The organism is Phyllobacterium sp. SYP-B3895 (assembly GCF_009647635.1).
GTDB classification, from domain to species: Bacteria; Pseudomonadota; Alphaproteobacteria; order Rhizobiales; family Rhizobiaceae; genus Phyllobacterium; species Phyllobacterium pellucidum.
This window is the reverse complement of the sequence record NZ_WJIG01000003.1, coordinates 697,753-711,018: the sequence shown is the minus strand read 5'-3', so window position 1 is coordinate 711,018 and position 13,266 is coordinate 697,753. Positions and strand designations below refer to the sequence as shown.

The window sequence follows — 13,266 nt, the reverse complement described above, 5'->3', positions numbered from 1 at the left end:
AGATCATGCTTCTCAACATCCAGCACATTTCCAGCTATCATTATGACGCTCCCGTACACTATTCGGTTCTACGGCTGCGTATGCACCCGCAAAGCGGACCGGGCCAGAAAGTCATCGACTGGTCTGTGCAAGTGGAGGGAGCGACACAGGAGGCAAATTACCGCGACGGTTACGGCAACCGCACCATACTGATCCGCCTGCAGCGCGACACAGAACGCCTCGTCATCCGTGCCATGGGCCAGGTCGAGACCGAAGATAAAGCTGGCGTGCTCGGCAAGGTCTATAACTTCATGCCGATCTGGCTCTACGAACGCGATACCGCTCTGACCAAGGCCGGAGATGCGATCCGCGCTCTCGCCGCCGATCTCGACAGCAGCCTCGAGCGGCTGCCTCTCATGCATCAACTGATGGGCATGCTGAACCAACGGGTCGCCTACACGCCGGGTTCGACGACGATCACGACAACGGCAGAAGAGGCGCTGCTTAACGGCAAGGGCGTGTGCCAGGATCATACGCACATCTTTCTTGCGACGGCGCGCCTGCTTGGCATCCCCGCCCGCTACGTCTCTGGCTACCTGATGCTCAATCACACGATTGAACAGACGGCGAGCCACGCTTGGGCGGAGGTGCATATCGACGGGCTTGGCTGGGTCGGTTTCGACGCCGCCAACGATCTGTGCCCGAACGAGACCTATGTGCGCATCGCCTGCGGGCTGGATTATCGCGAGGCGGCGCCGATTTCCGGTATACGCATGGGACCCGGCATTGAATCGCTTGCCGTAGAGATTAATGTGGAGCAGTAATCGGCTCTGGCTTTTAGAATCTGGGATTGATTATGACCTATTGCGTGGGGCTCAAACTAGACCGCGGCCTCGTGTTCATGTCCGACACGAGAACCAATGCGGGTGTCGACAATATTTCGACATTCAAGAAAATGTACACCTGGGCCAAGACTGGCGATCGGGTCATCACCTTGCTATCGGCCGGCAATCTTGCCACCACGCAGGCGGTTATCAGCATTCTCAACGAACGTACCAAGATGCCGTCCGAACGCGCGCCCAGCATCTATGACATGCCGTCAATGTTCCAGACCGCGCGCCTAGTCGGCGATACGATCCGCCACGTCATCGACGAGGTGGGCGCCAGTGGGCAGCGCGCCGATTCGTTCGGCGCCTCGATTATCCTCGGCGGCCAGATCAAGGGCGGCGATCCGCGCCTATTTCTCATCTACCCCGAAGGAAACTTCATCGAATCCACGCCAGATACGCCATTTTTCCAGATCGGCGAGCACAAATACGGCAAGCCGATCATCGTCCGCTCCTATGATCCGGCCATGACCTTCGAGGAAGCGACCAAGCTGCTTTTGGTCTCATTCGATTCGACGCTGAAATCCAATCTTTCAGTGGGCCTGCCGCTCGATCTGCAATTCTACCAGGCGGACAGTTTCAGGCTTGGTTTCGAAAGACGCGTGGAACGTCACGATCCCTATTATGAAATGATTTCAGATGGCTGGTCGCAGGCCTTGAAGCTTGCGCTGCAAAGCCTGCCGCCGTTCGAAATCGAGCCCAGGGGACACTAGGTCAGAGCTTCGCCGTCTGCGCGGTGACCGGACTTGCCTCACGCACCGCCCGCGTCTTGTCGATCGCCTTCTGTAGATAGGCGTCGCGCTCATAGACATCGTCGTAAAACTTGATTTCGCCCGTTGCCGCATCCGGCCAGGCGGTGAAGTACGAGACATAGACCGGCAGCGGGTTGGCGACCTTTACGCTGCGCTCGTTCTTGCCGAAATACGGCGTCAGGTCCGCGACCGACATGCCGAGCACGGCTGCAGCCATGTCGCGCGGGTGCTCAAGGCGGATGCAGCCATGGCTTAGTGCACGCATGTCCCGCTTGAAATAGGACTTCGCCGGCGTATCGTGCATGTAGATGTCGTGGCTGTTGGGGAACAGGATCTTGAGTTCGCCGAGAGCATTGTCGAGGCTCGGCTTCTGGCGAATGCCGACGCCGCCGCCGTTGGCGGCAACCTGCGACCAATTCACCGCACTTGACGGAATGACGCGTCCCGACTTGTCGTAGACCTCGTAGCCGCTGCTTTCGAGATAGGACGGATTGTTGAGGATTTTCGGCATCATCTCGTTAAGTATGATCGAGCGCGGCACGCCCCAGGAAGGATTGAAAACAACGGTTTCGATGGTGTCGTTGAAGAAGTAGGTCTGGTTGGTCGGCGATCCGACAACGATATTCATCGCCAGCTTCTCGGTACCGCCATCGAAATACTGGGCGCGAAAGGCAGGCTGATTGACGAATACATAACGCTGGCCGAAATCATGCGGCAGCCAGCGCAACCTTTCCATGGAATAGACGATGCGGTCGCGCTTCGAAGTGTTCGATTCAGCCTGAAGCGCTCCAATCGTGCTGGTGCCGATCACGCCATCCGGCTTGCGTCCCTGATCACGCTGGAAATCCTTGATGGCCTCGACGAGGCTCTCGTCGTAGATGCTGGCATTCTCATGGGCATCGAGAACGGCCTCATGCGTGAGGAGATAGGATTTCGGCGCCTTCGCCTTGATCAACGCCACCACATTGCGCAGTTCCGGATTGTCGTCGCCCGGACGGATCTTGGTGCCGGGTGCGACGCGGACGGTCGGCTCCGACGCATCGCCAAGCGCGGCGAGGCTCTGTTTCAGTTCGGCGTACCACTTGCTCTGCGGTGCAAAGCCGGCGAGCACCGCGCCCGGATCGCTGGCGGTGGCAAGCTGATTCATCACGTCGCGGGGTTGCAGGCGGTCCACAGCAAAATCATGAAAGCCGCTGAGGCGGTTCGGATTGATGCGGCCGTCGCCCTGATCCATCGCATAGCGAAGTGCGCGCGCCGATAGCGTCAGCTCGAAATCCGCGAGCTCTTTCAGCCGGGCGGGGATATCGCTGCGATCATAGTCGTCGGAGGGCATCTTGACGGCATAGTCGGCCGGATCGAGCCCCTCTTCGCCCGCCTTGGCAAACAACGCCATGACCGCCTTTGCCTTGGGGCGGACATCATAGGAAGCGGTCCAGATCGGCTGCTGCTTGGCGGCGTAATAGGAGACGACAGCATCGGCGATGTTCTTTTCCGCTAGGACATGCGCTTCCTTGAAGTGGTCGAGCTTCAGCCCGAAACGCTCCATCTGCGGTGGCGACACAATGCCGTGGTCGGCGGAAGCCGTCAGCTGCGGATCAACCTTGGAAAAGTCGATCTGAGTTACCTGCTCCGGCTTGTAGTCGTAATTTGTCGGGGCGGTGACAGTCACGCGCTTGATCGGTGCGGATGGGCGCCTTGCCTCTCCTGGCGCCTCGCCCGGCCGAAGCGCGCGCGGCTGGACGACTGGCTGCGACTCGACGCGGCGCTGGCCGAACAACAGCTCCATCAGATTGTTTGCGGCAGATGCGGGCGACAGCGGTATGGCTGTTGCCGAAAGCATCGCAGCCAAAAAGATCGCACGTTTTTTGGAATAGGAATTCATGATGTCCGCCCGGATGGTACTTGCCCACGGGTGTATCATGGGCCGGCCTCTGATTTGGTGTTCGGCCAGTTTCATCGCATCCTATTTAGAATCTTTTAACAATGCCCATCGATCGTTTGATTATTCTTGAACGGCACAATTTTGCGCCGTGTGCCGATTTCGACACAGGCGATTTTTCAGGATGGCAAAGCAGAAATAACCCGCGCGACACGGCGTATGGTGGTGTCAGTGCGGCCGAATTGCCGGCTCGCGGCTCAAGCCCTTTTCAGCAAGCTCGTCGAGATAGGACTGCCAGCGGTCGTCCTTGTTGCGCCCGAGTTCAATCAGGTAATCCCAGCTGAAGAGACCCGTATCATGCATGTCATCGAAAATGATTCGTACGGCATAATTGCCGACAGGCTCCATTTTCATGATCGCGACATTGATCTTGCCGGGCACCGTAACGCGCTGCTCAGCCGAGTGTCCCTGCACTTCGGCCGACGGCGAGGCAACACGCAGAAATTCGGCCGAAAGAATGTAAGTCTCGCCATTGTCGAAGCTGACCGTCAGCGACCGGCGGTCCTTGGCAACACGCAATTCTTTCGGCCAGGCACTCGTCATGGTGTATAATCCCTATATTGACGACCCTTGTGTAGCATGCGCAAGACGGCCTGCAAGTCGGCGTATAGTTTTCCTTGAAACAGCATGCTAGCGGCGATGACTGGACAAGCAAGCGGCCGCACCTTATCTCTCCTTCAGGAGGAAGCTCTTGGATCACGTTTCACTGCTCGAAAGACCCGGCATTCAGGCACCAATGGTCGACCCGTTCGGTCGAACGATCAGCTATTTGCGGGTTTCGGTGACGGATCGCTGCGATTTTCGCTGCACCTATTGCATGTCCGAGCACATGACATTCCTGCCCAAGCGGGATCTGTTGACGCTCGAGGAACTCGATCGTTTGTGCACGGCCTTCATCGAGCGTGGCGTCAGGAAGCTGCGGCTGACCGGCGGCGAGCCGCTTGTTCGCAAGAACATCATGCATTTGATCGGCGAACTGTCGCGTCACCTTCGCTCCGGCGCGCTGGAGGAGTTAACCCTGACGACGAACGGCTCGCAGCTGGCGCGCTTTGCAGCCGAGCTCGCCGATCACGGCGTCAGGCGCATCAATGTATCGCTCGATACACTCCATCCGGACAAGTTTCGTCAAATCACCCGCTGGGGCGATTTGGGCCGCGTCATGGAGGGTATCGACGCGGCACAGGCTGCCGGCATCAAGATCAAGCTGAACGCGGTCGCACTCAAAGGTTTCAACGATCACGAAATACCTGAGATGATCCGCTGGGCCCATGGCCGCGGCATGGATCTGACATTGATCGAAACGATGCCTATGGGCGAGATCGATCTCGACCGAACAGACCAATATCTGCCACTGTCGCTGGTGCGTTCGAAACTTGCCGAAGAATTCACGCTGCACGACATCGCCTACAAGACCGGCGGTCCCGCGCGCTATGCGCAGATCGAGGAAACCGGCGGCCGCATAGGCTTCATCACGCCGATGACCCATAATTTCTGCGAGAGCTGCAATCGTGTCCGCCTCACCTGTACCGGCACGCTCTATATGTGCCTCGGACAGGAAGATGCGGCAGATTTGCGTGCGCCGCTGCGGGCATCCGAAGGCAACGACCTTCTCAACGATGTCATTGACGAGGCCATCGGCCGCAAGCCCAAGGGTCACGACTTCATCATCGATCGCCGCCACAACCGCCCTGCGGTCTCCCGCCATATGAGCGTTACCGGCGGCTGATAATTCCGAATGCGCGGATTGATATAGGCTGATATATCAATCCTTGCGATTCCGGAGGAGGATCGCTGCAATTTCGGATAGAAGTCTTGGCATTATCTCCCAATCTGCGCGGCGCGATTTACATGGCCATCGGCATGGCCAGCTTCACCTTCAACGACGCGACGGTGAAATATGTCGGCGAACACATGAATATGGGCCAGGTCATGCTGGTGCGCGGCTCGATCGCCACCGTGCTCATCCTGGCGCTCGCCTGGCACAAGGGCATGCTCATTCCGCTCCGCGAGGCGCTGCACAGGATGACCATTGTCAGGGTGATCGGCGAAGTTGTCGGAACCGTGAGCTTCCTCGTCGCGCTCGTTCATGTTCCGCTGGCGCTGACCTCCGCAATCCTGCAGGCGCTGCCGCTTGCCGTTACCATGGGCGCGGCGATGTTCTTCGGCGAGCCGGTGGGCTGGCGCCGCTGGGTCGCCATCGCTGTCGGTTTCTGCGGCGTGCTGATCATTGTGCGTCCAGGCGGCGAAGGTGTCAGCCCCTATATCCTGCTGATCGTCGTCACCGTCATTTTCGCCGCGCTGCGCGACCTTGCCACCCGCAAGGTGCCGAAGACCATTCCGGTGCTCATGATTTCGGCGCTGACATCCATCGGCGTATCGCTTGCCGGCGTCGCCATGATCGGGCCGCTCGGCGGCTGGAAGCCGATGTCATTGATGAATACGATGCTGCTGACGCTTGCGGCCTGCTGTGTCATCGTCGCCTATCATTTTCTCATCCTCGCCATGCGTGAAGGCGAGATCTCGTTCATCGCCCCGTTTCGATATACCAGCCTGCTCTGGGCGATCCTCCTCGGCTTCCTGTTTTTTGACGACCTGCCCGATGTCCCGATGATTGTTGGTTCGCTCATTGTCATTGGCAGCGGACTTTATACGCTCTACCGTGAGCAGATCATTGGCCGTATGAAGCCAGTCGAAATTGCAGCGGCTGCGGCACGAACATCGCCAGATGGAGTTTAGCGGTGCGCATTGCAGGCATTATTCTCGCCGGGGGCCAGTCGCGCCGCATGGATGGCCGGGATAAGGCCATGTTGCCATTCGGCGATCGCCGGCTCATCGACCATGTTCACGAGCGCTTGTCGCGCCAGGTCGAAACGATCGCCCTCAACAGCAACGCCGATGCCGGGGGCTTCGCCGACCTCAATGTCCCGGTGCTTGCCGACGATATTCACGGGTTCGCCGGCCCTCTCGCCGGCATCCATGCGGGCATGGAATGGGCGGCAGCACAGCCGCTCCCGTTCTCGCACATACTTTCGGTCGCCACCGATACGCCCTTCTTCCCCGATGAGCTTTTGGCCGGGATCAGTCAGACGATCCTTGATGCAGACGACCACATAGGCGTTGCGGCCTCGGGCGGCCGGATGCACCCCACCTTTGGCCTTTGGCCGGTGTCCCTGCGATCCGATCTAAAGCACTGGCTCGACGATCCCGCGAATCGCAGGGTGACCGCTTGGCTGCAACGGCACCCGCACCGGGTTGCGGAATTTCCGCTCGTCAAGGCGCAGACAGACGATCCATTCGACCCGTTCTTCAATATCAATACGCCAGAAGATATCGCGGTTGCGCGACAGCACTGGAAGACAGCGAAATGAACCCCAGCGATCACCGCATTTTCGGCATTACCGGTTGGAAGAATTCCGGCAAGACGACGCTGGCGGTCAAGCTCGTCAGCGAACTTGCCAGACGCGGCTGGAAAGTGTCGACGGTAAAACATGCGCACCACGATTTCGATATCGACAAGGAGGGCACCGACTCCTGGCGCCACCGGAAAGCGGGCGCCGGAGAGGTCGCTATCGTTTCCGACCGGCGCTGGGCGCTGATGCATGAATTGTCGGAAGAAGCGGAACCCACCCTCGCCGAGATCATCGCTCGCTTCGCCCCCTGCGATCTCGTCCTTGTTGAAGGGTACAAACGTGAGCACCACAAGAAAATCGAAGCGAGAAGGCTGGATGCCCGATCGACGGATCCCTTGTCCACCGGCGACCCGACCATCGTCGCAATTGCCAGCGATCATGCAGTCAGCGGCGAGACGATCCCCGTTTTTGATCTCGATGACATTGCCGGACTTGCCGATATGATCGAACGCGAAATGCAACTTTCGCGCGATCCGAGTTAGAAAATGCCGTTTCAACCGAAACGCGCGCAACAAAAGTATTATATGCCGAATTTAATGTGATTGTGCCCGCCGGATTTGCGCGCCGGCGAACGATTCCCGGTTGCAATTCTTCAAAAACTAGTGGGAATATCGCGCCAGGAGCAGTAACAGCTGCGACTTGCCCGGAAGGCTGTTCAAAAAGAAACAGGGGAACAGCCGGGCCACAATAGAGAGGTTCAAATATATGCGTATCACCAAGCGTCTGGCACTTGCGTTTTCCGCTGCAGCCATTGCTTTCACAATGGGTGCGGCCCACGCAGAGGACGCCCTGAAACTGACGATTGCTTCCGAAGGCGCTTATCCGCCCTTCAACAACCTCACCCCAGATGGCAAGCTCGTAGGCTTCGACATCGATATCGGCAATGCGCTGTGCGAAGAGATGAAGGCGCAGTGCACATGGGTATCGCAGGATTGGGACGGCATGATCCCGGCTCTGCAGGCCGGCAAGTTCGACGCGATCATCGCGTCCATGTCGATCACGCCCGAACGCCTTCAGAAGGTAGATTTCTCCAAGAAGTACTACAACACGCCCCCCGGCATTGCAGTTCCGAAGGATTCCGATGTCAAGGACATCACTCCGGAAGCACTGAAGGGCAAGACCCTCGGCGTTCAGGCTTCGACCAGCCATTCGAACTATGCGCAGTCCAAATATGCCGGTTCGGAAGTGAAGATGTATCCGACTGCCGATGAGTACAAGCTCGACATTTCCAACGGCCGTGTCGATGCGGTCATGGATGACGTGGTCGTTCTCGGCCAGTGGCTCGACAGCGACGCAGGCGCATGCTGCAAGCTCCTTGGCACGGTCACGCCTGACCCGGCGATCCACGGCCCCGGTGCCGGCGTAACCGTCAAGAAGGGCAATACCGCCCTCGCTGACAAGTTCACTGCCGCGATCGCAGCCATTCGCGCGAATGGCAAGTACAAGGAAATCAACGACAAGTACTTCAAGATCGACGTCTACGGCGGCGAGAACTGAGCCGTTTGATCTGACCGAAAAAGGTGAATGGCGGTCAGCCGCCATTCACCGATCTTTCAAGAATGACGGGCAGGCCGGATTAAAGGGCCTTGGGGAATTGCCCGCGAAAAAGAAAGTCGCCTATGGAAGGCTCAATAGCATTACTCGGTTTTGGCGAGGGCGGATGGGGCCCGAGCATTGCCAGCGGTGTCCTCGTGACGGTAAGTTTGGCGCTGGCGACACTGCCCGTGGGGCTGGTGATCGGTTTCTTTGTTGCGCTTGGCAAGCAATCGCCCGAACCGTCGGTCAGGCTTGCCTCCAACATGTACACGACAATATTCCGCGGCCTGCCCGAACTGCTCACGCTGTTCGTCGTCTATTTCGGTGCGCAGATCGGTATCCAGAAACTCGCGGTGCTTGTCGGCTATACCGGTACCGTTGAAATCAATTCGTTTATCGCCGGCATGTTCGCGCTTGGCGTGGTGTTTTCTTCCTATGCCAGTGAGGTGTTCCTCTCGTCGTTTCGGGCAATCCCGAAAGGCCAATATGAGGGCGGCTATGCCATCGGCCTTTCAAACGGCCAGACGATGCGCAAGGTCATCCTGCCGCAGTTGATCCGTATCGCGCTGCCTGGCCTCGCCAACCTCTGGATGATCCTTCTCAAGGATACAGCACTCGTTTCCGCCATCGGCCTTGCCGACATATTGCGCCAGACTGGCGTTGCGGCCCGGGTAACCAAGCATGCTTTCCTGTTCTTCGGCACAGCCTGCATGATCTATCTTGTCCTCGCTGTCGTCTCTTCCTTCTTCATTGACGGCATTGAGCGCTGGGCTGCCAAGAGCGGGGTGAAGCGATGACCCAGACCTTTATCAACGCGCCGGCGCCGACAACGACAACGATGCGCCCGCCTGCCCCACCCCGGCGCTGGACGAAACCACGCATCATCGGTAACGCGCTGGTGGCGCTGTGGGCCGCTCTGATCCTCGGCCTTGTATTTTACCTTTATACCGCCTGGGATCCGGAGGTCATCGGGAAATATGCGCCGAGCTACTGGGCCGGTCTGAAAACAACGATCGGCCTTGTCACGGCGTCGATCATCCTTGGCGCGATTCTGTCGGTACCGGTTGTCCTTGGCCGGTTGAGCAAAAACCGCATCATCGCGTCGATAGCCTATGCATATGTCTATTTCTTCCGCGGCACACCGCTGATCGCGCAGGTGTTTTTGATCTATTACGGCCTCGGTTCATTCAAGCCGTTTCTGGAGGCGATCGGCCTCTGGGTCTTCCTGCGTGAGGCCTGGTACTGCGCCTTGCTCGCCTTCTCGCTGAACACTGCGGCCTACCAGGCGGAAATCCTGCGCGGCGCCATCAGAAGCGTTCCGCTTGGTCAATGGGAAGGTGCCGCATCACTCGGCGTCTCGAAGTTCGTCACCTTCCGCAAGGTGATCCTGCCGCAAGCACTGATCGTCGCCTTGCGTCCCTATGGCAACGAAGTGATCCTGATGATCAAGGGCTCGGCTATCGTCGCGCTGATCACGGTCTACGACCTGATGGGCTATACCCGCCTTGCCTATTCCCGCACCTTCGACTTTCAGGCCTATCTCTGGGCAGCCATCATTTATCTTATTTTGGTGGAAATCCTGCGCCACGTATGGGATTGGATGGAGCGACGCATCACGCGCCATCTGATCCGATAAACTCCCCCGCAGAAGTGATTTCCGGCCATGTTGAAGATTTGGGGTCGCATAAACTCGACCAATGTCAAGAAAGCGCTATGGGCCGCCGAAGAAGTCGGCGTCGCCTATGAGAACATCCCCGCCGGCGGCGCCTACGGAATCGTCGCCGATCCCGAATATCGGGCAAAGAACCCCAACAGCCTCGTTCCGACGCTTGAGGATGACGACCTGGTGCTTTGGGAAAGCAATAGCATCGTTCGCTATCTTGCCGCCAAGTACGGTCAATCGTCGCTCTTAACGGCCGATCCAGCGGCAAGGGCGCTCGCCGAGCGCTGGATGGACTGGCAGATATCGACGCTGGCCGGACCATTCCGGCCCGTTTTCTGGAACACGGTTCGCCTGCGGCCCGAGGAACAGGATCACGCGGCAAAAGCCAAGGGCCTTGAAGAGTGCGCACGTCTCTTCGGCATTGTCGACGCAGCGCTTGCGCGCAGCCCCTACCTGTCAGGCGAGACGCTCGGCGTCGGCGATATTCCGCTCGGTTGCGTTGCCTATGCCTGGTTCGAAATGCCGATCGAAAGGCCGAACCATCCCAACCTTTCCGCCTGGTATGAACGGCTGAAACAGCGCCCGGCCTATCAGAAGGCCGTGATGACGCCTCTGACTTGAACCGTTCTCACTTCCCCGGTTTCAGCCTCCAAACGCCCAGCAAACCATCCTGATAGGCGGTCTCGTCGGTCGGGATGGTGATTGCTCCTGTGTTTGCCCATGTCTCGGCAAAGTCGCGATAGTTTGACGAGAACACGTTACCCGACTGACCTGTCGTCTGGATGTACGTCGAGCGGTCAAGATCGGCTAGATCGAACAATCCACGGTAACTCGTGCCGTGGGTCACCCGGTAGGGATTGCTCTCGTCGGTATAGGCAGACTTGCCGCGGTCGAGCGTGAAGGCCCCGCCGGATACGGGGACGGTCACATTGAATATCCGGTCGAGCGGGCTGACCTGCGAAAACGGCCGATGCGCCCCATAGGCATAATGCAGCGCGCCATAGGTCCACGCCTTGCGATCCGATCCAAGTCGCGTTTCGAGATCCTTGAGCGCATCCTTGAGCGACAGCGCCAGAATATCGCCGCAGCTTTCCTTCCATGGGGTCCGCCGGTCATCGCACCAGTCGCGTGCCGCCCCTGGTCCAAGCCAGCGCAGCATGGCGGTGACATGGGCCTGCCAATAGGAGGGCAGCGCATCGCCGAGATCGTCCTCGAGAATGCGCTTGATCGCAATGCGCAGCCAGGCATTGAAGAGCAACGGTTCGATTTTGGCGCGATCCTCGACGAAGTCCCAACCCTTGAGCCTTGCCAAAGCATCCTGATCAACGTCGTTGCGGCCTTCCAGTGCCTTTAGCATCACCGGCAGGAGCACTGCAAAGCCATCGCTGCGGGCGTCGCCCTGCACCTTGCGATTGCTTTCCAACGTTTGTCCGTTTGCGCCATACACCAGCGTCTTGATGCGATTGAGCCGCCAGGGCTCATCCCAGTCGAAGGTGAGGAAATGCGGATAGCTCGAATCGACGATCTTGGTATTGGCGGTGGCGAGCACATTATCGGCTGGACTGTCGACGCGTGGCAGTTCGCCGTAGGGAATGAAGCCCTTCCAATCGTAGGTAGCATCCCAGCCCGGCGATGGAGCTCGTCCCATGATCTGGTTGGCGGGATCGCGCACCGGCACCCTTCCGGGCGCGATCATCCCGATATTGCCGTCGACATCGGCGATAACGATAGATTGCATCGGCGTGATGAAATCATGCATGCCATTCTGGAAGTCGCTGACCGTTGCAAAATCCCAGAGCTTGAAGCCCGCCGCGATCGTCTTGTCGTCGCCGGAAAGCGCGGTCCATGACAGGGCCGCGACGGTGCCTTCCGGCATGTAATGGTCGAGGCCGCGATAGTCGGCAGGGAGGACGGGGCCGTGGCGCGTCGCGAGGCGGTCGAAGCTGACGCTCTTTCCGCCCTTCACTTTGATGTCGACCCGTCTCTTGTCGAAGGCCTGAAAACCTTGCGGTGTCTGGTACTCGTCCGGATTGGCGGGATTGATCTTTTCAACGAAGAGGTCCTGCACGTCGGCCCCGGCATTGGTGAAACCCCATGCCAGCTTGTCATTGCGCCCAAGCAGGACAAGCGGCGCGCCGGGCAATGTAACGCCGACGAGATTCTTCACCGTGCCGTCGCCCCCCTTTACCTGCAGATGAGCGAGATACCAGATGGCGGGCGCGCTCAAGCCAAGATGCGGATCATTGGCGAGAATCGGCTTGCCGGTTTCGGTGCGTGCACCGCCGACAACCCAGTTGTTCGATGCTCCAGTGGAGACGACGTCGCCGAGCGCGGCGTAGCGGCGTTCGGCTTCCGATGCTCCGGCTTTCAACGTGCCGGTTTGAAGGCCGAGCACCTGCCGCAGATCCGGGAGCGGCGGCGGCGTATCGCCCTCGACCGGCGGCTCGAGATCGGTGATCTCCGCATCGCTCATGCCGAGCCGGGCGAATTTGAGGCGCAGGACTTCGTCATCGATATTGGCGCCGAGCGACACCGACATCAGCTTCAGGGTTACGATGACGTCCGCAGCCGTCCATTTCTCCGGCTTGTGACCAAGGATGACGAATTCCGGTGAGTATTTGGAGCCGAATGTCGGCGGCGCGCTGTCGATAAACGCATTGATTCCGCGCACATAGGCGTCGATCTTGCCACGATCCGCCGCGTCCAGGGATGAGACCGAGCTTTCGGCCGATTCGTAAAGACCAATCGACCGGATGAAGCGATCAGTGAAAATGGTCTTGTCGCCGAATATCTCGGAAAGGCGGCCCTGCCCCGCCATGCGGTTCATTTCCATCTGCCACAGGCGCTCCTGCGCATGGACGAAACCGAGCGCCATCAGCACATCCTCGACCGAGCTGCCGCTTATGTGCGGAACGGAGTTCCTGTCGCGGGTAATGCTGACGGGCGCTGACAGGCCCGCAAGTGTCGCTTCGCCTGCAGCCGGCGTAACCGAGCGGGCAAACCAGACATAGGCGAGGACCGAAGCAAGCAATGCTATGGGGATGAGCGAGAAGACAATCCACAATAGGCCTTTGATGATACGCCGCATTGTCCTAACGTC

The 13,266-nt window shown here is 58.8% G+C and carries 13 protein-coding genes; 10 read left to right on the top strand and 3 right to left on the bottom strand.

Going from position 1 to position 13,266, the window contains the following annotated elements:
* Nucleotides 1-5 precede the first annotated feature (5 nt).
* Both GF108_RS16015 and GF108_RS16010 read left to right on the top strand, forming a co-directional pair.
* Nucleotides 6-803, top strand: coding sequence for a transglutaminase family protein (locus GF108_RS16015; RefSeq protein ID WP_153668950.1), 798 nt, complete (start codon nt 6-8; stop codon nt 801-803).
* A gap of 32 nt (nt 804-835) precedes the next feature.
* Nucleotides 836-1,579: a proteasome-type protease gene (locus GF108_RS16010; RefSeq protein ID WP_027231702.1), complete on the top strand. Its 744-nt coding sequence runs from the start codon at nt 836-838 to the stop codon at nt 1,577-1,579.
* A 1-nt stretch (nt 1,580) separates the two neighbouring features.
* Here the strand turns inward: GF108_RS16010 and GF108_RS16005 are convergent, their stop codons facing one another.
* Nucleotides 1,581-3,500 carry a murein L,D-transpeptidase gene (locus tag GF108_RS16005; RefSeq protein WP_153668948.1) on the bottom strand — a complete coding sequence of 640 codons (1,920 nt, stop codon included), beginning with the start codon at nt 3,498-3,500 and terminating at the stop codon, nt 1,581-1,583.
* A gap of 225 nt (nt 3,501-3,725) precedes the next feature.
* Nucleotides 3,726-4,100, bottom strand: a complete 375-nt coding sequence (locus tag GF108_RS16000; RefSeq protein WP_027231704.1) for a gamma-butyrobetaine hydroxylase-like domain-containing protein — start codon at nt 4,098-4,100, stop codon at nt 3,726-3,728.
* A 193-nt stretch (nt 4,101-4,293) separates the two neighbouring features.
* On the opposite strand from GF108_RS16000, the gene moaA reads away from it, so the two are divergent.
* The 8 genes from moaA (at nt 4,294) to GF108_RS15960 (ending at nt 10,787) form a co-directional block, all read left to right on the top strand.
* Complete coding sequence (moaA, locus tag GF108_RS15995; protein WP_153669512.1) at nt 4,294-5,283, top strand: GTP 3',8-cyclase MoaA; 990 nt, start codon at nt 4,294-4,296, stop codon at nt 5,281-5,283.
* Between the two features lie 86 nt (nt 5,284-5,369).
* The gene (locus tag GF108_RS15990) at nt 5,370-6,293 is read left to right on the top strand and encodes a DMT family transporter (RefSeq protein WP_246663973.1); all 924 of its coding nucleotides are present in this window, start codon (nt 5,370-5,372) and stop codon (nt 6,291-6,293) included.
* Between the two features lie 2 nt (nt 6,294-6,295).
* Nucleotides 6,296-6,925, top strand: a complete 630-nt coding sequence (mobA, locus tag GF108_RS15985; protein WP_370462193.1) for a molybdenum cofactor guanylyltransferase MobA — start codon at nt 6,296-6,298, stop codon at nt 6,923-6,925.
* Nucleotides 6,922-7,449: a molybdopterin-guanine dinucleotide biosynthesis protein B gene (gene mobB / locus GF108_RS15980; RefSeq protein ID WP_153668946.1), complete on the top strand. Its 528-nt coding sequence runs from the start codon at nt 6,922-6,924 to the stop codon at nt 7,447-7,449. Before mobA ends, mobB begins: the two co-directional genes overlap by 4 nt.
* Before the next feature lie 223 nt (nt 7,450-7,672).
* On the top strand, nt 7,673-8,464 hold the full coding sequence (locus GF108_RS15975) for a transporter substrate-binding domain-containing protein (protein ID WP_027231709.1): 792 nt from the start codon (nt 7,673-7,675) through the stop codon (nt 8,462-8,464).
* Nucleotides 8,465-8,586: 122 nt separating this feature from the next.
* On the top strand, nt 8,587-9,300 hold the full coding sequence (locus tag GF108_RS15970) for an ABC transporter permease (protein ID WP_027231710.1): 714 nt from the start codon (nt 8,587-8,589) through the stop codon (nt 9,298-9,300).
* A complete protein-coding gene (locus tag GF108_RS15965; RefSeq protein WP_370462192.1) occupies nt 9,297-10,139 on the top strand; it encodes an ABC transporter permease in 843 nt (280 codons plus the stop codon). Before GF108_RS15970 ends, GF108_RS15965 begins: the two co-directional genes overlap by 4 nt.
* Nucleotides 10,140-10,166: 27 nt before the next feature.
* Nucleotides 10,167-10,787 (top strand): glutathione S-transferase family protein, encoded by a 621-nt coding sequence (locus GF108_RS15960; protein WP_153668944.1) that lies wholly within the window; start codon nt 10,167-10,169, stop codon nt 10,785-10,787.
* Nucleotides 10,788-10,794: 7 nt separating this feature from the next.
* Here the strand turns inward: GF108_RS15960 and GF108_RS15955 are convergent, their stop codons facing one another.
* A complete protein-coding gene (locus GF108_RS15955) occupies nt 10,795-13,254 on the bottom strand; it encodes a penicillin acylase family protein (protein ID WP_153668942.1) in 2,460 nt (819 codons plus the stop codon).
* Nucleotides 13,255-13,266 lie beyond the last annotated feature (12 nt).

Coding starts and splice junctions, on each gene's coding strand:
- GF108_RS16015 (WP_153668950.1), top strand. CDS start 6: ATGCTTCTCAACATCCAGCACATTTCCAGCTATCATTATGACGCTCCC.
- GF108_RS16010 (WP_027231702.1), top strand. CDS start 836: ATGACCTATTGCGTGGGGCTCAAACTAGACCGCGGCCTCGTGTTCATG.
- GF108_RS16005 (WP_153668948.1), bottom strand. CDS start 3,500: ATGAATTCCTATTCCAAAAAACGTGCGATCTTTTTGGCTGCGATGCTT.
- GF108_RS16000 (WP_027231704.1), bottom strand. CDS start 4,100: ATGACGAGTGCCTGGCCGAAAGAATTGCGTGTTGCCAAGGACCGCCGG.
- moaA (WP_153669512.1), top strand. CDS start 4,294: ATGGTCGACCCGTTCGGTCGAACGATCAGCTATTTGCGGGTTTCGGTG.
- mobB (WP_153668946.1), top strand. CDS start 6,922: ATGAACCCCAGCGATCACCGCATTTTCGGCATTACCGGTTGGAAGAAT.
- GF108_RS15975 (WP_027231709.1), top strand. CDS start 7,673: ATGCGTATCACCAAGCGTCTGGCACTTGCGTTTTCCGCTGCAGCCATT.
- GF108_RS15970 (WP_027231710.1), top strand. CDS start 8,587: ATGGAAGGCTCAATAGCATTACTCGGTTTTGGCGAGGGCGGATGGGGC.
- GF108_RS15965 (WP_370462192.1), top strand. CDS start 9,297: ATGACCCAGACCTTTATCAACGCGCCGGCGCCGACAACGACAACGATG.
- GF108_RS15960 (WP_153668944.1), top strand. CDS start 10,167: ATGTTGAAGATTTGGGGTCGCATAAACTCGACCAATGTCAAGAAAGCG.
- GF108_RS15955 (WP_153668942.1), bottom strand. CDS start 13,254: ATGCGGCGTATCATCAAAGGCCTATTGTGGATTGTCTTCTCGCTCATC.